The organism is Kitasatospora sp. NPDC028961, assembly GCF_055564815.1.
Genome location: NZ_JBVHVO010000011.1, coordinates 217,436 through 235,970 on the forward strand (window position 1 = coordinate 217,436; position 18,535 = coordinate 235,970).

The following is an 18,535-nucleotide window of genomic DNA, read 5'->3' on the forward strand; positions in this document are numbered from 1 at the left end:
TATCCGCTCAACTGGCGAGCGGGTGACAGTTGAACGGTGGCCGGGCGGCCGGCCGACTGGTATTCCTTTGAACCGAGGGAGCGTGGCTGCCTGTTGCGTTGCCCCGATGATCCCGGTTACTGTTCCAAAATACGCGGCGACATTGAGAGGTGACGTACGTGGGACACAAGTTCTCTCTGGTGCTCAGTCGGGAGATCTCCGACGAGGAATCGACGATCCTGCAGGACGCGGGTTTCGCCGGCGCGACTTTCTCGACCGATGCGCTTCCGACCAACGCGGAGGTCCCGGTCACGAGGATCGAGTTCGACGACGAGGTCGCGCCCTCCCTGGCCGAGGCCATCGAGTCGGCCCTGGAGACGGTGAAGACGGTTCCGGACCTCACGGTCCCGGGCCTCAGCGTCCCGGCGGTGCCGCAGGCGCCGGTCGAGGAGGCGGCCGCCGAGGCGGCCTAGCCTGTCGGCACGAGACGAAGAAACCGCCCAGGTGGCGGTGGGTGTGAACGCGGCGAAGCTCCGGCCGAGGGTGAACTTTCGAGTCCCCCCGACCGGAGCTTCGCCGCGTTTTCCGGCGGCCGGCGGTCGGCCGCCGCGGCCACCCCGTCGAGCACCCCCGGCCACGCCGTGGAGCACCCCCTGCCTCCCCGTCGAGCACCCCCGGCCATCCCCGGGCAGGGGCCGGCCGGGGCCGGAGCAGGCCGGGTAGGAGGGGGGAATCGGGGGGCCCTTACATCCGGTGAGGGGACCCCTATATCCCCAGACGGAAGCTTCCGGGGCGGTGTCCGGGGCTGCTAGCGTGCGGTTCTGGTTAATCCGATCGAACGCTATTGACTTTTAGGGGTCGGTGCGACGTTCCTCCGGCTGCCGACCTGCCGGAACAGACAGCTTCCGCTTCCGCTGCAAATGACTCGACCGAGTTGTCATGGGGGTGCAGTATGGGACTTCTAGCCCACAGTGTCATGCCGCTCAGAATTGATGAGCACTGGATTGGCGAGTCGGAGATCGTCTCGGTTCCGATCATGCAGATCCTGCCCGGGGACTCACCGCGCCTGGAGGGTGAGGACAAGATTCACGTCCTGCGGCTGGCGGCGATCGAGAGTCCGCTGCCGCCGATTCTGGTCGACCGGCGGACGATGCGGGTGATCGACGGAATCCACCGGCTGATGGCGGCCTCCCTCAAGGGGCGCCACACGATCGACGTCAGGTTCTTCGACGGCAGCAGCGAGGAGGCGTTCCTCAAGGCGGTCGAGTCGAACATCGAGCACGGCCTTCCGCTGTCGCAGGCCGATCGCAACGCGGCCGCGCTGCGGATCCTCAAGTCGCACCCCACCATGTCGGACCGCGCCGTCGCCAAGTCGACCGGACTGGGCGCCAGGGCGGTCGCCGAGCTGCGCCGCTCCTCCGACTGCGTGCCCGCGTCGAACTTCCGGGTGGGGCGCGACGGCAAGGTCCGACCGCTGAACGGCGCGACGGGGCGGCTGCGGGTGGCGGAGCTGATCAGGGAGAACCCCGAGGCCTCGCTGCGTCAGGTGGCCCGGTCGGCCGGCGTCTCGCCCGCGACGGCGCTCGACGTGCGCCGGCGGCTGGAGCGCGGGGAGGGTCCCGTGCCCTGTCAGCGGACCCCCGCCGGCACCCCGGCGGGCTCCGCCCGGGAGCAGCAGCCGGACCGCACCCCGGTCGTCGTCGGTCCGCCCTCGACCGTCACGCTGGAGAAGCTCATGCGGGACCCGTCGCTGCGGCAGAACGAGCTGGGCCGGCGGCTGCTGCGGATGTTCAAGGAGAACGTGCTGGGCGCCAAGGAGATGTCGGACATCTGCGCGTCCGTGCCCTCGCACTGCATCGAGCTGATCGTCCAGCTCTCCCGTCAGAACTCCCAGATCTGGGAGGACTTCGCCCAGGAGCTGAACCGGCGGGCCCAGGTCGTCGCCGCCGAGTAGGGCGGCACCGGGCCGGACGGTGTCCGGGGGCGCCGCGGTCCGCGCGCCCCCGTGCGGGCTCAGGCGGAGCGCCTGCTGATCAGACCGAGGAACGCCTCCAGGGCGTCCTGGTCGACGCGGAGGTTCTCGGCCAGGACCTGGTGCCGCGCCAGCAGCGAGGTGACCTTCCCCAGTGCCTCGTCCGTGCCGGTCACCACGACGTGGTCGCCCTGGCGGTTGACGCCGCTGACCTCGGGCAGCCGCGCCAGCAGGCGGTGGTCGAACGGGGCGGACGGGCGGAACTGGATCCGCTGCCCGCTCCGGACGCGCTCCAGCAGCCTGGCCGGCGTGTCGGTGACGGTGAGCCGGCCCCGGTCGATCAGCGCGACCCGGTCGCACAGCCGCTCGGCCTCCTCCCAGGAACCGGTGACCAGCAGGATGGTGACGCCACTGGCGCGAACGGCCTCGATCAGCTCCCAGGTGTCCTGCCGCGACCGCGGGTCCAGCCCGGTGGTCAGCTCGTCGAAGACCGCCACCTTCGGGTTCCCGACCTGCTCCAGCGCGCTCGCCAGCACCTGGTCCGGTCGCTGGTCCGGCCGACCGGACGCCGGACCGGCCACCTCGGTCCCGTTCCCGGTGGTCTCGGTCCCGTTCCCGGTGGTGAAGCCGAGCGCGTCCATGAGCCGCTGCCAGTCACCGGGGTCGCGGTAGAACGAGCTGAAGAGCGACAGCGCCTCCGCGATCCGCGGGTGGTCGGGTGACCGGTCGTCCTGGAGGCGGGCGTCGATCTGCCGCGTCACCCCGGTCCGTTCCGGCCGGGGATCGCGGCCGAGCACCTCGATCCGGCCGCGGTCCCGGTCCCGGAGCCCTTCGAGGCATTCCAGGATCGTGGTCTTGCCCGCACCCGCCGGCCCGAGAATCCCGAAGATCTCACCTTCCTCGACGGAGAAGGAGACGTCATCGACCGCGACCCGGTCACCGTACGTCTTGTGCAGGTTCCGCACCTCGATCACCACGGACATCGGTTGTCCTTTCGAATGCTGGCTGCGCGTGCCGGTGTCGGCCCGGACTGGAAAACCTACGGTTCGCCCGGCCGCCCGGCCACCCCGCTATGCCCCGTACGCAGTGGGCCTACCCCCACCGGCTTTCCTGACTGTTCGATTTCAAGACGCCTCAGGGATATCCCGCCGAATCGATTCCGTGCACAGGACGACCGGTGGAATGGACAGGAGGAGGGAAAACGATCGGAAATCGCCGAATCCGGGGGAGGGGCGAGTGTGCTCCCGGCGGGTCGGTCGAACGGACCGGCGAGCGGAACGACCTCGGTGCACGAACCACGGGAAGGCGGGGGACCGGACACCGGGCGCCGGCCGTGCGGTGGCGAACCCCTGACTTCGCGACGGGCACCCCTGTTCCGGGGCCCGCGAACAGGGGTCGGGGCCGCCGCTACCCCTAAGGGGTGGCCGAGTGGCTCCTGCCCACCACCCGTGCGCCCTACTGTCGGAGCCGAAGGTCCCGGAGCGACCACCGCAGTGGACGGCGTCGAGCGGACGCTACCGAACCGACCGCCGGAGGAGCCGTGAGCAGCATGCCGTCCCCAGCGGCCGAGCGGCCGACGGGCCTGCCCGCCGTCGCCCGGGCGCGGGGGCACGCGACGGCCCTCGGCCGGCTGGCGGTGCTGGCCGTCCTCGTCCCGCCCGCGCTCGGACTGCTCGTCACGACCCTGATCGGCTTCGTGCTCTGGTTCTGCCTCGGGGTCTTCCCGCTGTTCCCCGCGGTCACCGGACTCACCAGGGCGGCGGCCGGCCTCGCCCGGCGGCTGGCCGGGGCGTGGTCCGGGGTGCCCGTACCGTCGCCCTACCTGCCGCGCCCGGAGCCGGAGCGCTCGCCGCCCCTCCGCGGGACGACCGCGGGGGAGCACCAGCGGAGCGGCCGGCCCACCGGGGACACCCGCACCGTCCGCTGGCTCTGGACCGACCCGGCGACCTGGCGGGACTACCTCTGGGTGCTGCTGAACCCGCTGATCGGCGGCGCGACCGCCGCCGTCCCGCTGCTCCTGGTCGGCTGCGGCCTGGCCGGCCTCGCGCAGCCGGCCCTGCACACCGCCCTCCTCCCGCTGGACGGCGCCGACACCGCGCTCCTCGGCTTCGCCCTGGCGGCGGCCGGCCTCGGTCTGGCGGAGCGGGTGCTGCGCCTGCACGGCCGCTGGACCCGCGCCCTGCTCGGGCCCACCGAGCGGGCCGCGCCGACCTCCCTGCTCGGCCCCACCGAGCGGGCCGCGCCGACCGGCCGGGGCGGGCCGCCGGTCGGGGGCCGCCCGGACCTCGGCGAGGCCCGGGCTCCCGAACTGCGCCGGATCGAACGCGACCTGCACGACGGCGCCCAGGCCCGGCTGGTCGCGGTCGGCCTGCGCCTCGGCGCGGTCGGGGCGCTGATCGACCGCGATCCGCAGGCGGCGAAGGAGCTGGTGTCGGAGACCCAGGCGAACGTCGTCCGGGCCCTCCAGGAGCTGCGCGACCTGGTCCGGGGCATCCACCCGCCGGTCCTCGCCGAGCGGGGACTCGTCGCCGCGGTGCGCGCCCTCGCCCTGGACGTCCCGCTGAAGGTCGAGGTGCGGGCCGACGTACCCGGCCGGGCCGAGGCGCCGGTCGAGTCGGCCGTCTACTTCGCCGTCAGCGAGGCGCTCGCCAACGCCGTGAAGCACGGCGGTGCCCGGCGCGCCAGCGTGGAGTTCTCGCACGCCGCCGGGCGGTTGCGGGCCGAGGTGGCCGACGACGGTCACGGCGGCGCGGACCCCGGGCTGGGCAGCGGGCTGCGGGGCATCCAGTGCCGGCTCGCCGCGTTCGACGGCACGCTCACGCTGAGCAGCCCGCCCGGCGGCCCGACCCGGCTGACCATGGAGCTGCCGTGCGCGCTGTCCGCGCCCGGGGCCGCCACCTCGGGCGGGGCGGGCCGCCCCTGCCGCTGACCGCCCACGGGTGCGCGGCCGCCCCGGGCACCGATCGCGAGAAATCCCGCACCTAAGCGGGGCTTTAGCGGTCCGCGCGACCATCGGGGCGTACGACGGGCCCGGTGTGCGGGACCCGCAGGACCGGAGACGACCCGAGGGGTGTCATGTCACGTTCCGTCAGCTTCACCGGGCGCGCGCGGGCCCGGGCCGCCGCGCCGGCGGAGCCGGGCGGCCCGGCCGCCGGGACGCCCGGCCGTGCCCGCCCGGCCTGTCGTGCGCCGCGCTCCGGGGCGTCGACGGACCCCGCCCACCGCGCCGCGACCCGTCACCGCACGATCACCCGTCACCGCGCCGCGACCCGTCACCGCGTCCCCGCCCCTCACCGCGCCCTCCCGCAGGCGCGCGGCCCCGCAGCGACCCACCCAGTTCTGGAGCGACGAGCATGACCGACCCGGGAAACTCCACGATCGGACCGCCGGTCGGCCGGCCCAGGCGGGTGGCCGCCCTCGACGGGTCCTGGGCCGGGGTGCGCGCCGACCTGGCCGCGTACGGCACCGCCGTGGTCCACGCCGACCTCGCCGACCTGGTGCCCGTCCCGCCGGGCGGCGGGGAACCGCGCGGGCCGCTCGACCGGGACCGGTCGCGCTACCTGGACCTCGCCCACCCCGAGGTGCGCCACCGCCACGCCGCCTCCAGAGCGCTGCTCGAACACGCCGCCGCCGCCCTCCCGGGCGGTGGCCCGGACGCCCCGGAGCTGGCGTACGGCCCCACCGGCCGGCCGTACCTGCGCGGCTGCGACCGGGTGGACATCAGCCTCAGCCAGGCCGACGGCCTGCTGCTGCTGGGCATCACCACCCGGGGCCTGATCGGGGTGGACGCCGAGCCCGCCGAGCGCCCGATGCACCAGGGCGGCCTGAGCCGCCAGGTGTGCACCGCGTACGAGCTGATCACGCTGGCGGCGCAGGCCGAGGAGGAGCGCAACCCGGCCCTGGTGCGGCTGTGGACCCTCAAGGAGGCGTACCGGAAGGCGACCGGGCAGGGCATGCGGTTCGACTTCACGGAGTTCGGCTTCGGTCCGGACGGCCGGCCCGTCCCGGTGCGGCGACCCGACGGCAGCACCGGGACCGGCGAGGAGTGGGGGTTCCACACCTTCGAACTGGACAGCGGGTACCGGGTCGGCGTCGCGGTCTACGACGCCGGGCCCGGCCCCCTCGAAGACATGAATATGACAACCGGGCTCGACCACGACCGCGCGTGATGCGAGCCCGTGACCGGTCAGGCGGGCGGCTCCGGCGGCGGTTCGGCGCCCGCCGGACCCTTCCCGAGCAGACCCGCCATCGCCACGTTGTACCCGGCCTGGAAGCGGCTGGTGGCCTCCAGCTCCTCGGTGATCTCCGATATGTGACGACGACAGGTGCGCACCGACATGCCCAGCCGGCGTGCCACCATCTCGTCCTTGTAGCCCCGGGCCATCAGCCGGATGATCGACTGCTTGAGGTCGTCCGTGGTCGGGGTGTCGTAGACGAACGGGGTCGCGCTGTCCCACAGGTGCTCGAACACCGCGCAGAGGAAGGCCACCAGGGTCGGCTCACGGACGATCGCCGCGCCCGTCGACTCCTCCTCGTCCGCGGTGCGCACCGGCAGGAACACCGTCTCGCGGTCGTAGATCAGCATCCGGTCGATCACTTGGTCCGCGGTGCGGATCTCGGCACCCATCGCGGTGACGTCACGGACGTACGCCTTGGTCGGGAGGTCGCTGCGGGCGGTGTGCTGGTAGATGGTGTGCATCCGCACCCCGCGCTCCAGCATGCCCTCGGCGGACTTGCGCGCGGCCGGCAGCAGCGTGGAGGGGCGGGCGCCGCCCGGCTGGACGGTGAGCACCTCCTTGCGACAGGTCTGCCCCAGGTGGTCGAGCATGTTCTGGATCGCGTCGACGTCGGTGACCACGTCGAACGCCTCGAACCGGTTGCGCAGCCGGCGGCCCTCGAAGTACAGGGGGCTGAGCGACAGCAACTTGCTGCGGACGTCGGTGACCGCCTGCCGCAGGTCGCGGATCTGATGCTCCGCCGGCCCGACCAGGTCGGCCGCGGCCACGTCCGGGCTGACCGGCACCAGGACGTTCGGGTCGCCCGGTCTCGGCTGCAGCAGGTGCATCAGCCGCAGCACCTGCTCGATGCGGCTGACCTCGGCCTCGTCCAGTTTCAGCACGGCGGCGATGGCATTCCGGTCGAAGCGGCCCGACTCGACGGCGTGTCCATAGGCGCTCGCACTCAGATCGTCTAGTTCGGCGAAGCCGGTCTGAAGCTGTGGGTGTCCGAACACTCTGAAGCCCCCGTCGGAATGCGAAGTTCCTGCCATGCAACTTTACGCCATGGTGATCCGCTCGGACCGGGCGTTGTCCGCGCGGCAGAGTAGAGCCCAGGCAAGCGGTGAAAGGCTGTGCGGCCGTCGCCCTGCCGGAGTTTCCGACCTGTTCCGACTGCTTGGGGGACAAGATGAAGGTCTCGACCATCAGGATTCGGGTGGCGGCGAAGAGCGCCCTGCTCGCGGTGGGTGTCGCAACCCTGCTCGGGCTCGGCCACAGCTCGGCCTCCGGCGTCGGTGTCACCGGCCCCGGAGACGACCGGTGGGGGATCACCCACCTCATACCGTCCCCCGTCGCGAGCGACGACTGGGGCCTGAAGAAGGAACTGCTCATCAAGGCCGCCGACGCGCGCCTGGGCTTCAAGGTCACCGCGACCGAGGACGACGACCGCTGGGGCTGATCCCCCGCGAACATCCGTCGGACCGGCCGGGGGCGCGGGGCAGTGCCCGGATGCCCCCGGCCCGGCCGGCGGCCGCCCGGCGCCGCCCCGCCCGCCGGCTGACGGACCACCGGGGCGGGCGCGGTGAGTCGTTCCCCGCCCGCCGTTCCGGGCCGCGCGCTCCACCGTCGTCGGTGGGCCCGCCGCCGACCGGCCGGAGCGCGCCCCCGCCCGCCGATCACGACCCGCTCCGAGCGCCCCGAGGTGTCGTACTCCCTCGCCCCGGCGCTCGCGCCGCCGCCGGTGCCCTCCCCGGCCCGCGGCCTCCGCCCCGTTCTCCGCTCCCGGCCCGCACGTCACGCACCGGGAGGTCCGGCGGCCCGCCGTCGAACTCCGCGCTGCCGCGGCCCGACCGGTCGTGACCGCCGACGTGGGCCGACTCGCCGCCGCCCGGCCAGGACCTGACGGCCATTCGCCCCGGACACGGCGCCCGGCAGCCTCCCGCCCGCCGGTGCGCCGGCGCCCGGGTGCCACCCCTTCCCCGACACCCGCCGGAACCACCGCGTCCGGTCGCGGCAAACCGGTCCGCGCGCAGGCCGGTCCGCGCGCAGGCCGGTCGGACCCCCGCCGTACCCGGCCCGACCCCTCGTCACCCCGCCCCGGACAGCCGCCGTCGAGGCGGGGGGAAGTTGTTGCCGTGCAGCTTTCGGACGGCCCTCGGCGGCCCGTCCGGGCGGTCCCGACTGCCTAGACTCGAACCGCCGGCGGATCACTTTCCGGGTGGCAAGTCTCAACCGCGCCCACGACTCTCCGGCGATCGCCGTGAGGCGGGCGCGCCGACCGTGACGCGGACGAAGCCGGGGGCCGAAAGTGCTGATGGACCGTGAACGAGAACTGGCCGTACTGGACTCCGCCCTCGCGGACAGCCTGCAGGGAACCCCCAGGATCGTCCTGATCGAGGGCGCGGTCGGCTGCGGGAAGAGCGAACTCGTCGAGACGGTCGCCGAACGCGCGGCCGCCTCCGGCGCGTTGGTGCTGCGCGCCATCGGCACCGCCGTCGAGCACGACCTCCCGCTCGGTGTGCTGGGCCAGTTGCTCGCCGCCGCCCCCGCCGGATCCCTGCCGGACCCGGCGGGGGCGCCGGACCCGTCCCGGATCGACGTGATGCAGTCCCTGTGCGCCGCCGTGCACCGGCTGGCCGAGACCACGCCGGCCGTGATCTGCATCGACGACCTGCACCACATCGACGACCTGTCCTGCCAGTACCTGCTCCACCTGGTCCGCCGCACCCGCGCCGCCCGCGTCCTGCTGGTCTGCACCGAGTCGGTCCACGAGCGCGGCGACGACCCCGTCTACGGCACCGAGTTGCTGCGCCAGCGCAGCTTCGTCCGGATCCGGGCCGAGCGGCTGCGCCCCGAGGCCGTCGACCGGCTGGTCCGCACGGAACTCGCCGCCTCCCCGGCCGACGGCAGAACCCCGCCGCCCGCCGACGCCGCCGGCGGCAACCCGCTGCTGCTGCGCGCCCTGATCGAGGAGCACCGGGCCGGCGGCCGCGCCCCCGAACTCGGCGGCGCCTTCACCCAGGCCGTCCTCGCCTGCCTGACCCGCTGCGGACCGGTCGCGCGCCGCCTCGCCGAGGTGGTCGCGGTCCTCGGCGAGCTCGGCTCGCGCGAACTGGCCGTCCGCCTGCTCGGCGGCACCGACGGCGCCGTCGTCCGGGGCAGCGCCACGCTCGGCGCCGCCGGCATCCTGGACGGCTACCGCTTCCGCCACCCCGTCGCCCGGCAGGCGGTGCTCGACCGGATGGACCCGGACGACCGGGCCGCCCTGCACCGCCGCGCCGCCGAACTCGCCTACCAGGACGGCGCCCCGACCACCGCCGTGGCCGCCCAGCTCCTCGCCGTCGGCCCCACCGAGCTGCCGTGGGCGGTGGCGGTGCTCTCCACCGCCGCCGAGCAACTGCTCGCCGACGGCGCGACCGACCGGGCCGCCGCCTGCCTCGAACTCGCCCACCGCGGCCGGGCCGACGACGAACAGCGCGCCCAGTTCCGCACCATGCTCGCCGCCATCACCTGGCGGACCAACCCCAGTGCCGCCGAGCGCAGCCTCGCCGGACCGCTGGAGACCCTCAGGGCCGGCCGGCTCGGCCCGGCCCGGCTCGGACCGCTCGCCCGGCTGCTCACCGAACAGGGCCGGATCGACGAGGCCGGCCAGGCCCTGGAACGGCTGGCCGCCGCCCGCGAGGCCGAGCGCGCCGGACAGCCGGCCCGGCTCGGCCGCGGCGCCGACCCGCTGGACGGCCTCTCGGCGTTCCCCCGGTGGGCCGGCCCGGCCCCGTCGGCCGCGGGCGCCCGGCCCGGCGAACCGCTGCCCGCCCGCACCCAGGGGCCCGCCACCCTGTGGGCGGTCCCCGAGTACACCGCGGACGGGGCGGCCGGGGCCGCGGCCGAGACCTTCCTGCGCGGCGCCACGCTCGGCGACGGCACCGCCGCCCCGATCGTGCAGGCCGTCCGGGCGCTGCTCGCCACCGACGGCCCGGCCCGCGCCCTGCCCTGGTGCCAGGTGTTCCTGGAGGAGGCCGTCCGGCGCGGCGCACCCGGCTGGCAGACCACCTTCACCGCCCTGCACGCCGAGGCCCTGCTCCGGCAGGGCGACCTGGCGGGCGCCCAGCAGCGGGCCGAGGCCGCCCTGGCCTTGCTGCCCGAACGCGGCGGCAGCGTCTACGCCGGGGGCGTGGCGGCCACCCTGATCCGGGCAGCCACCGCCGCCGGCCGCCACGACACCGCCGCCCGCGAACTCGGCCGCCCGCTGCCCGAAGGCCTGACCGGCAGCATCCACGGCCTCGCCCACCTGCGGGCCCGCGGCGAGTACCACCTCGCCACCCACCGCTTCCACGCCGCACTCGGCGACTTCCTCGACATCGGCCGCAGCCTGAAGCGCTGGGGCCTGGACCGGCCGCTGCTGATGCCCTGGCGCAGCGGCGCGGCCGAGGCACTGATCCGGCTCGGCGAAGTCCCGCAGGCCGCCCGGCTCATCGCCGAGCAGCTCGCCCACCGGGACGCCGCCCACCCGTGGATCTGCGGCCTCACCCTGCGCGTACGGGCGGGCCTGTGCGAGCCCCGCGAGCGGCACGCGCTGCTCGCCCGCGCGGTGGACGAGCTGCACGAGGCCGAGGACCGCTACGAACTCGCCCGCACGCTCGCCGACTTCGCCCGGGTGCTGAAGGAACTCGGCGACGCCAACCGGGCCGGCATGGTCGGCCGCCGGGCCTGGCAACTCGCCAAGGAGTGCGGCGCCCAGGCCCTGTGCGAGCAGATCGCCCCCGGCCCCGGCGGACCCGGCGGGCCGTCCGAGGACACCCGGTGCGGGGGCGTCGACTTCGCCGAACTCCACGCCAGGCTCAGCGACTCGGAGAAGCGGGTGGCGATGCTCGCGGTGCACGGCCACACCAACCGCGAGATCGCGATGAAGCTCTACATCACCGTCAGCACGGTCGAGCAGCACCTCACCCGGGTCTACCGCAAGCTCAACATCACCTGCCGACGGGAACTGCCCGCGGAACTCCACCTGCTCGGCTCGGGCGGCCGGGTGTGACGGCCCGGCGGACCGGGTGACGGGAGTCCGGCACCGCGGTGAACAGCCAGGACCGGCGGCGGGAGCCCCCCGGGCCCGCGGCGTCGGCCGGACCGGCCGACCGCCGGACCGGCCCGGTGCGACGCCGCGCCTACCCACGGAGACACCATGACGACGCACACCGGTCCGCCGGACGCGGCCCTGCCCGAGGTGCTGCGCACCGGCATGCTGGCCCGGGTCGAGGAGCGGCTGCGGGGTCAGCTCCATGCCGAGCACGCTCGCTGCCGGGCCGTCGACCCGCCGGCCGCGGGCATGGTGGAGGCGCTGGCCGACCTGGTCGCCGCCGGTGGCGACCGGATCCGGCCGACCGTGCTGCTCACCGGCTACCTCGCGGCGGGCGGCGATCCGGCGGGCGGCCCCGCCGTCGACGCGGCGGCGGCCCTCGAACTCCTCGACACCTGCTACCTGATCCGCCGCGACGCCCGGGAGAACGCCCCGCTCCGGCAGGGCGCGCCGACCCTGCACGTCCGGCACGCGGCCGAGCACGAGCGCAACGGCTGGTGCGGTGACGCCCAGGGGTTCGGCGTCGGCATGGCCTCCCTGATCGGGGACCTCGCGACGGCCCTCGCCGACCGGCTCGCCGCGGGCCTGCCGGACGCCGCCCGGCAGGTCTGGCACGACCTGCGGATCGGCCGGCTGGGCGGCAGTTACGTCGATTCCGAGCTGTCCAGCCGCTACCTCGCCGACCCGTGGCCGGCCGGCTGCCTCGCGGGCTGCGCCCGAGGCTGCGGCACCGGCTGGTACGCGCTCCAGCACCCGCTGCTGATGGGCGCCGCGCTGGCGGGCCGCGGCGACCTGGCGGTGGTGTACCAGGACTACGCCCGCCTGCTGCACGCCGCCTGGCGGGTGCGCGGCTTCGTCAGCGGCAGCGGGGACCGCGACTGGTACGGCGACCTGCTGCGGGAGATGCTGCTGGGCGGCGAGGACCCGGACCGCGCCGAGCGCACCATCGGCCACCTCCTCGACCGCATCCGGCGGGTCGTCGCCGCAGCCCCGCTGACCCTCGCCTGGCGCACCGAACTCGCCACCCTGGCCACCCGCCTGGCCGCACCCTGACCGGCCCGGCCGGCGTGTGATCTCGCCCGCCCGCCGCCGGGGCACTCGGCCCGGTCCCGGCGGTCGGCGCTCCGATGCCCCTCGTTCCCAGGGTCGTTCTCGCTCGACCGCCTGGCCGTCCTCGCCCGCCCTCGGACCGGCCGGCCCGCCCCGCCGGGGCCGCCCGTCGTTCGGCTACCCCTTCGGCTACCCCGCCGGCTCGGCCCGGCGGCCGGGGGCGGGCAGGCGCCAGACGCCGGGGCGGACCTCCAGGTGGTGGCCCGGGCCGGGCCGGGCGGTGCGCAGGGCGCGGTGGGCGAAGGACTCCAGCCGGCGGTCGTGGAGGGTGCGGGCGAGGTCGAGGCAGTCGGTGAAGCGGGCGTGTGCCCGGACGTGGTCACCGGCCGCGAGCGCGTGGAGTCCGAGGGCGCGCAGCACGTCGAACCGGGCCCGCGGGTCGGCCGGTCCGGAGTCGTCGGCGAGCGCGGTGGCGTGGGCCGAGGCGAGCAGGGCGTCGGCGTCGGCGCCGTCCCCGGCGTCCATCCGCAGTTCGGCCAGGCCGACCAGGGCCCGGCTCAGCTCGGCCCGGTGACCGGACTCCTCGGCGACCCGGCGGGCCAGCCCGTAGTACTCCCCGGCCTCCTCCGGGCGCCGTTGCTGCCAGGCGAGATCGCCGAGCGAGCGGAGCGTCCGGGCCTCGGCCCCGCGGTCGCCGCAGCGCCGGGCCGCGTCCAGGGCGAGCGCGTGCGTCTCGGCCCAGGCGTCCCAGGCGGCGTGCGTCTCCAGGTGGCCGTCCAGCGCAGCCACCAGCCGGACGACGGCGGCCGGCCGCCCCGCCCGGTGGGCCTGCCGGACGGCGCGGACGAGCGCCTCCCGCTCACGGGTGAACCAGCCGGCGGGCTCGTGCGGCTCCTCCCCGGTGGGCCGGGCGTGCGTCAGCACGGCGGTGACCCGCTCGGCCGCGCGGGCGTGCTCCGCACAGAGCCGCTCGATCGCGTCCCCGGTGTCCTGGGGGTCCTCCTCCTCGGTGAGCCGTTCGACGGCCAGGACCCGCAGCAGCTCGGGGAGGTGGTGGCCGGTCCGGTCGGCGGCCAGCAGCCGGTCGTCGAGCAGCCCGTCCAGCAGGCGAGCGGTCTCGGCCGGGGAGCGGCCCAGCACCGCAGCGGCCGTCGCGCGGTCGAACCGGCCGGCCGGTAGCAGCCCGAGCAGCCGGAAGGCCTGCCGCAACTCCGGCCGGGCGTCCCGGTAGGCCCGCAACAGCGGCTCCCGGACGTCGAGTTCGCCGATCCGCAGCTCGCCGAGCCGGTACCGTTCGTCCCGCAGCCGGTCCACCAGGCAGGCGACCTTCCAGTGCGGGCGCGCCGTCAGCTGGGCGGCGGCGACCCGGACGGCAAGCGGCAGCCGTCCGCACAGCTCCAGCAGTTCGCGGACGGCGGCGGGCTCGGCCGCCTCCCGCTCCGGGCCGGCGGCCGCCGCGAACAGCAGCCGGGCCTCCTCGGCGTCGAGGGTGTCCAGCAGCACCGGCCGGATGCCGCCGAGCCCGGCGGGCAGCCGGCGGGCGGTGACGATCGCGCTGCTCCCGCCGGTGGTCGGCAGCAGCGGGCGCAGTTGCGCCTCGGAGTCGGCGTTGTCGAGGACCAGCAGGAGTTGACGACCGGCCAGCTGGGCCTGCCAGGCGGCGCGGAGCTCGCCCGCCCCGGCGCCCTTCGCCGGCCGTACCCCGCGCCGTCGCAGCAGGGTGGACATCGCCTCGGTGGCGCGCAACGGCCGCCCTCGTTCGGGGTGGAGGTCCAGGAAGAGCCGGCCGTCGGGGAAGGACGGGTCACTGCGGCGGGCGGCCTCCAGGGCGAACGCGGTCTTGCCGACCCCCGGCTGCCCGGCGACCGCGACGAACGATCCGGCCGGGGCGTCCCGCAGCAGCTCCTCGACCTGGGCGAGGGCCGTGCCGCGGCCCGCGAAGACCGGGTCGGCGGGCGGCATCGCCCTCTCTTGCCCGGCCCGGACGGCCACGGCGACGGCCCGGCCGCCGCCCGCCGCCGTGCGCAGCAGCCCGGGATCGCCCGCCAGGATCCGCCGGTGCAGCCGTTGCAGCGGCGGCGCGGGTTCGATCGCCAGCTCCGCGACCAGCGTCCGGCGCAGCTCGGCGAAGGCCTCCAGCGCCTCGGCCTGCCGCCCGGCCCGGTACAGGGCCAGGATCAGGTGGCCGTGCAGTTCCTCCCGCAACGGGTGTTCGGCGGCCAGCGACCGTAGTTCGGCGATCAGTTCGTGGTGCCGGCCGAGTTCGAGGTCGGCCCGGATCCGCTGGTCCAGGGCGGCGACGCCGGCCTCGGCGAGCCGGGCGGCGGCCCCTTCGAGCAGCGGCCCGTGCGGGGTGTCGGAGAGCAGCGGGCCGCGCCGGAGCGCGAGGGCCCGGCGCTGGAGGTCGGCGGCGGCGCGGTGGCGGCCGGCGGCGAGTGCCTCCCGGCCGCGCCGGTGCAGCCGCTCGAACTCGGACAGGTCGAGCCGGTCCGGCGGGACGCAGAGCCGGTAGCCCGGGGACTGGGTGCGCAGCAGCTCCCGGCCCCGGTCGGGGTCGGCGGCGTGCAGCAGCTTGCGCAGCTGCGAGACGTAGACGTGCACGGTGGCGGTGGCCGTGCGGGGCGGCTCGTCCCGCCACAGCTCGGCGACCAGGCTGTCGACCGAGACCACCCGGTCGCCGTGGACCAGCAGGGTGCCGAGGACGACCCGCAGCTTGGCCGCCCGCGGTGTGTGCGGGCCCGTGCCGCCCTCGATCTCCATCGGTCCCAGGATCCGGAACCTCACCGGGCCCACCCCTCGTACTCGCTGTGCTCTCGTGCGCCGGGTCCCCGGCGGTGACGACGGTGACGGCGGTGATGGTGGCCCGCCGGCCGGCGGGGGGTCAGAAGTCCTGCACCACGGTGGTGCGTGCCTCGGCGACGGTCCGCCGGTGCTGGGTCAGCGTCAGGGTGACCGGGACGGCCGGCCGCCCCGCCGTGTCCCGCCCGACCGGCCCGGCGACGGCCGCGCAGTGCACCGGCGGGTCCGCCTCGCCGAGGCCGCGGACGCGCACGTCGTAGGAGGCCGGCAGGGTCCGCCCGGGGACCAGCCCGCCGGCGCGCCCGGCGACCAGCACCGAGGCCTGCCGCGCCGCCTCCAGCAGCAGCGGCGCGGAGAGCCGGCCGTCGGCCGGGCGGTCCCGACGGGGGAGGACCCAGGTGGCGAGCCGGCCGCGGGAGTCCCAGGCGGGCTCGCTCAGCACCACGTCCGCCGCCGAGGCGAGGCCGACCGAACCGGGGTCGGCCGGGGCGTCCGCCGCCCCGGGGGCGGCGCGCACCGCCCACCGCCCGGCCCGCTCGCGGGGCGGCCCGGGCGGGTCGAACGCCAGGCTCGCGGTGCCCGTCGCGCACGGTACGTCGTCGAGCGACAGCTCCAGGCGGAGGTCGAGGCCGCGCGGTACCCCGTCGACCGTCGCGGTCGGCGTGGCCCGCAGCTCGGCGGCCAGCCGGGTCGGACCGCGCCCGGCCCGCCAGGCGGCCACCTCGGTCACGTCGAGTCCGAACCGGCGGAACCACCCGGTCCGGTCCGGGGGCCCGCCGAAGTACTGCCGTCCGACGAACTCGGCGGTCTCCCGGACCGCCTCGACGACCAGCAGCGGATCGTGGAAGTGGCCTGGCCCGTCGTCGGCCCCCGGGACCTCCCCGATCAGCCGGAACCGCTCCTCGCCGCGGCTCGGCGCCTCCAGCAGGCAGTGGTCCCAGGACGGCGGACAGTGGACCAGGTGCCGGGCGGCCCCCGGCCCGGGCGCCCCGCGGTCCCGCACGGTGCTCCCGACGGCCATGGCCGCGCCTCCCCGGGTCGTCCGACGGCCGCCCCCTCGACAGCCCTTCCCCCAGCATGGCCCCACCGGGCGGTACGTGGACATCCCGCCCCCGTGGCAGCAAGTTGCGCGACCGCTACTCCCACCCGGCCCGGGGCGGGGCCGTGCCGGGGGACCGGGAACCGGGCGGGTGCGCGGGTCGGGCGCGGGGGCGTGGGTAGGCGCCGTACGAGGTGGAGGGAGGACGGGATGGGCGGCTCGGGCGCGCTGTCGGACTACCACCGCAAGCGCGACTTCGCCAGGACCGCCGAACCCGAGGGCGGCGGCCGCGCCGCACCGGGCGCGCGGCCCGGGTTCGTGGTGCAGATCCACGATGCCCGCACCCTGCACTTCGACTTCCGCCTGGAGGTCGACGGCGTGCTCAAGTCCTGGGCGGTCCCCAAGGGGCCGTCCGGTGACCCGCACGACAAGCGGCTGGCGATGCCGACCGAGGACCACCCGGTGGAGTACCGCGACTTCGAGGGGGTCATCGCCGAGGCCGAGTACGGCGGCGGCACGGTGATCATCTGGGACGAGGGCGGATACGAGAACCGCAGTACGGACCGGCGCGGCCACGAGCTCCCGTTCGCGGAGGCGCTCGACGCCGGTCACGCGTCGTTCCGGCTGGCCGGCCGCAAGCTGCGCGGGGACTGGGCACTCACCCGGTTCCGCGAGGACGGCACCGGTGAGCGCGCGGCCTGGCTGCTGGTGCGGCACGGCCACGGTGGTGGCCGGCCCGCCCCCGACCCCCGGCGGGCCCGCTCGGTGCGCAGCGGACGGACGCTGCGGCAGGTCGCCGACCAAGAGGGCCGGGCCTGACCGCGACCGGCCTCCAGGAGCGCCTCGACGCAGGGGCTCCCGGCGGCGGCCGCCGCCGGGGAGCGCTCGCCGATCCCGGGCCCGCGGGCGGGCCCGGGATCGGCGAGACCTGTCAGAAGACGGGTTCCGGTGCGGGGCCCGGGCCCGGGAGGGGGCCGGGGCGGGGGTGCGGATCCGGTCCCGGGGCGGGTGTCGGCTGCGGGTCCGGACCCGGCCGGGGCGGTGCGGGCGGTACCGGATCCGGACCGCCCGGGCCGGGGACCGGACCGGGCAGGGGGCCGGGCTGCGGGCCGGGGCCGGGGCCCGGGGCCGGGGTGGGACTGGGCGGTACGGGGTCGTTCGGGGGTGTCCCCATAGGGCTGCTCCTGGGCTCGATTCGATCGTTCGGCATCGTCTTCCTCGGCACCGCCTACCCGGGCTGCGCCCGGGGACACGGGGCCGAACGGGGTTCGGCGGGCCCGGACGTCAGCCGGCTCCCGGCAGCCGTACCTCCAGGTGGCCCGAGAGCACCCTGGTCTCCAGGACCGGCTGGGGCGCGGTGGCCGGGCCGCGCACCACCTCGCCGTCGCGCAGTCGGAACTCGCTGCCGTGCCAGGGGCAGCGCAGGCAGCCGTCCACCACCGTCCCGGCGGACAGCGGCCCGGACAGGTGGGCGCAGCGCTCGGCGAGCACGTGGTAGCGCTCGCCCTCGTGGACCACGACCACCGTCAGTTCGCCCGCCGTCCGGCGGACGGGCTCGCCGTCGGGGAAGTCGTCGACCGGTCCGAGGCCGACCCAGTCGGGCGGCGCCAGCCGGGGCACCGCGGCGGACCGGTCGGGCCCGGCGGCCAGCCGGTAGGAGAGGTGCCCGCCGAGCGCCCCACCGACCGAGACGGCGGTCAGCCCGGCCAGGCCGAGCAGCCGGCCACGGGCGTGGTGCCCCCGGCAGCGGGCCAGCAGCGATCCGGCGTACAGCAGCACACCGGTGGTGTTGGACAGCGCGTGCACCAGGCCGGTGCGCCGGCGCGGCGGGTCGAGTCGCGCCCAGTCCACCCAGCCGGCGAGCGCGGCCGGCCCGGCGGCCAGCAGCCCGGCCGCCACCAGGGTGCCGGCCGCCCGGCGGCCGCCCGGGGTGAAGTCCAGCAGACCCGCGGACATCCAGCAGCCGATCGGGAGCTGGACCAGCACGGGGTGGAGCGGGTGGCCGAGCCACACCCCGTGCAGGGCGTCGCGGGACGGCCCGAGCGGGACGGACTCCACGGCGTCGGCGAGCGAGGAGGCCGGGGCGTCGAGGAACTCCCAGTGCGCCGGGGCGTCCAGCGCCCGGCGCAGCCGGCGGGACCACGGGTGCAGGTGCAGAGCTGAGGCATCCATACCGGGCGGCTTGCCGGGCACCGCTCCGCCAAACCCGAATCCGGCCGCCGGTGGAACGACACGCGGTCGGGTCCACACCGCCGGGTGTACCGCCGTAGACGGCGTTTGGGCGGGCCGCTACGGGGGACCCGCCCGGGTACCGGAGGAGTTCCGGAAGGCCCGGAGGTCCGGACGGCGGTCCCGACCGGATCGCCGGCCCGTCGGCGTCGGCCGTGGTGCCGGGTGATCGTGCC

13 protein-coding genes are annotated in these 18,535 nt (G+C 76.2%); 8 read left to right on the forward strand and 5 right to left on the reverse strand.

Translation table 11 applies throughout. From position 1 onward, the window contains the following. The first annotated feature begins 158 nt into the window (after window positions 1-158). Window positions 159-452: a hypothetical protein gene (locus ACZ4UX_RS21075; RefSeq protein WP_329490260.1), complete on the forward strand. Its 294-nt coding sequence runs from the start codon at window positions 159-161 to the stop codon at window positions 450-452. Window positions 453-1,015: 563 nt separating this feature from the next. Next, a complete protein-coding gene (locus tag ACZ4UX_RS21080; RefSeq protein ID WP_465707775.1) occupies window positions 1,016-1,933 on the forward strand; it encodes a ParB/RepB/Spo0J family partition protein in 918 nt (305 codons plus the stop codon). A 59-nt stretch (window positions 1,934-1,992) separates the two neighbouring features. Here the strand turns inward: ACZ4UX_RS21080 and ACZ4UX_RS21085 are convergent, their stop codons facing one another. Continuing rightward, window positions 1,993-2,934: an ABC transporter ATP-binding protein gene (locus ACZ4UX_RS21085; RefSeq protein WP_465707776.1), complete on the reverse strand. Its 942-nt coding sequence runs from the start codon at window positions 2,932-2,934 to the stop codon at window positions 1,993-1,995. 566 nt (window positions 2,935-3,500) lie between these two features. On the opposite strand from ACZ4UX_RS21085, the gene ACZ4UX_RS21090 reads away from it, so the two are divergent. Beyond that, complete coding sequence (locus ACZ4UX_RS21090; protein WP_465707777.1) at window positions 3,501-4,880, forward strand: sensor histidine kinase; 1,380 nt, start codon at window positions 3,501-3,503, stop codon at window positions 4,878-4,880. A 424-nt stretch (window positions 4,881-5,304) separates the two neighbouring features. Next, window positions 5,305-6,120, forward strand: coding sequence for a 4'-phosphopantetheinyl transferase family protein (locus ACZ4UX_RS21095; RefSeq protein WP_465707778.1), 816 nt, complete (start codon window positions 5,305-5,307; stop codon window positions 6,118-6,120). 17 nt (window positions 6,121-6,137) lie between these two features. Here the strand turns inward: ACZ4UX_RS21095 and ACZ4UX_RS21100 are convergent, their stop codons facing one another. Further along, complete coding sequence (locus tag ACZ4UX_RS21100) at window positions 6,138-7,184, reverse strand: hypothetical protein (RefSeq protein WP_465707779.1); 1,047 nt, start codon at window positions 7,182-7,184, stop codon at window positions 6,138-6,140. A 173-nt stretch (window positions 7,185-7,357) separates the two neighbouring features. Here ACZ4UX_RS21100 and ACZ4UX_RS21105 point away from each other — a divergent pair, with 173 nt between their 5' ends. The 3 genes from ACZ4UX_RS21105 (at window position 7,358) to ACZ4UX_RS21115 (ending at window position 12,295) form a co-directional block, all read left to right on the forward strand. Further along, the gene (locus ACZ4UX_RS21105) at window positions 7,358-7,627 is read left to right on the forward strand and encodes a hypothetical protein (protein ID WP_329490266.1); all 270 of its coding nucleotides are present in this window, start codon (window positions 7,358-7,360) and stop codon (window positions 7,625-7,627) included. Between the two features lie 855 nt (window positions 7,628-8,482). Next, window positions 8,483-11,200, forward strand: a complete 2,718-nt coding sequence (locus ACZ4UX_RS21110; RefSeq protein ID WP_465707780.1) for a helix-turn-helix transcriptional regulator — start codon at window positions 8,483-8,485, stop codon at window positions 11,198-11,200. 147 nt (window positions 11,201-11,347) lie between these two features. Further along, complete coding sequence (locus tag ACZ4UX_RS21115; RefSeq protein ID WP_465707781.1) at window positions 11,348-12,295, forward strand: polyprenyl synthetase family protein; 948 nt, start codon at window positions 11,348-11,350, stop codon at window positions 12,293-12,295. Window positions 12,296-12,481: 186 nt separating this feature from the next. On the opposite strand, the gene ACZ4UX_RS21120 is transcribed toward ACZ4UX_RS21115, so the two are convergent. Both ACZ4UX_RS21120 and ACZ4UX_RS21125 read right to left on the reverse strand, forming a co-directional pair. Continuing rightward, entirely contained in the window at window positions 12,482-15,052 is a 2,571-nt protein-coding gene (locus ACZ4UX_RS21120) for an AfsR/SARP family transcriptional regulator (RefSeq protein WP_465707782.1), read from the reverse strand. Window positions 15,053-15,173: 121 nt separating this feature from the next. Next, window positions 15,174-16,112: an AfsA-related hotdog domain-containing protein gene (locus tag ACZ4UX_RS21125; RefSeq protein WP_465707783.1), complete on the reverse strand. Its 939-nt coding sequence runs from the start codon at window positions 16,110-16,112 to the stop codon at window positions 15,174-15,176. 228 nt (window positions 16,113-16,340) lie between these two features. Between ACZ4UX_RS21125 and ACZ4UX_RS21130 the strand changes: the two genes are divergently transcribed. Beyond that, entirely contained in the window at window positions 16,341-16,949 is a 609-nt protein-coding gene (locus ACZ4UX_RS21130; RefSeq protein WP_465707784.1) for a DNA polymerase ligase N-terminal domain-containing protein, read from the forward strand. 465 nt (window positions 16,950-17,414) lie between these two features. Here ACZ4UX_RS21130 and ACZ4UX_RS21135 read toward each other — a convergent pair whose 3' ends face one another. Then, window positions 17,415-18,302 carry a Rieske (2Fe-2S) protein gene (locus ACZ4UX_RS21135; protein WP_465707785.1) on the reverse strand — a complete coding sequence of 296 codons (888 nt, stop codon included), beginning with the start codon at window positions 18,300-18,302 and terminating at the stop codon, window positions 17,415-17,417. Between the last annotated feature and the right edge of the window lie 233 nt (window positions 18,303-18,535).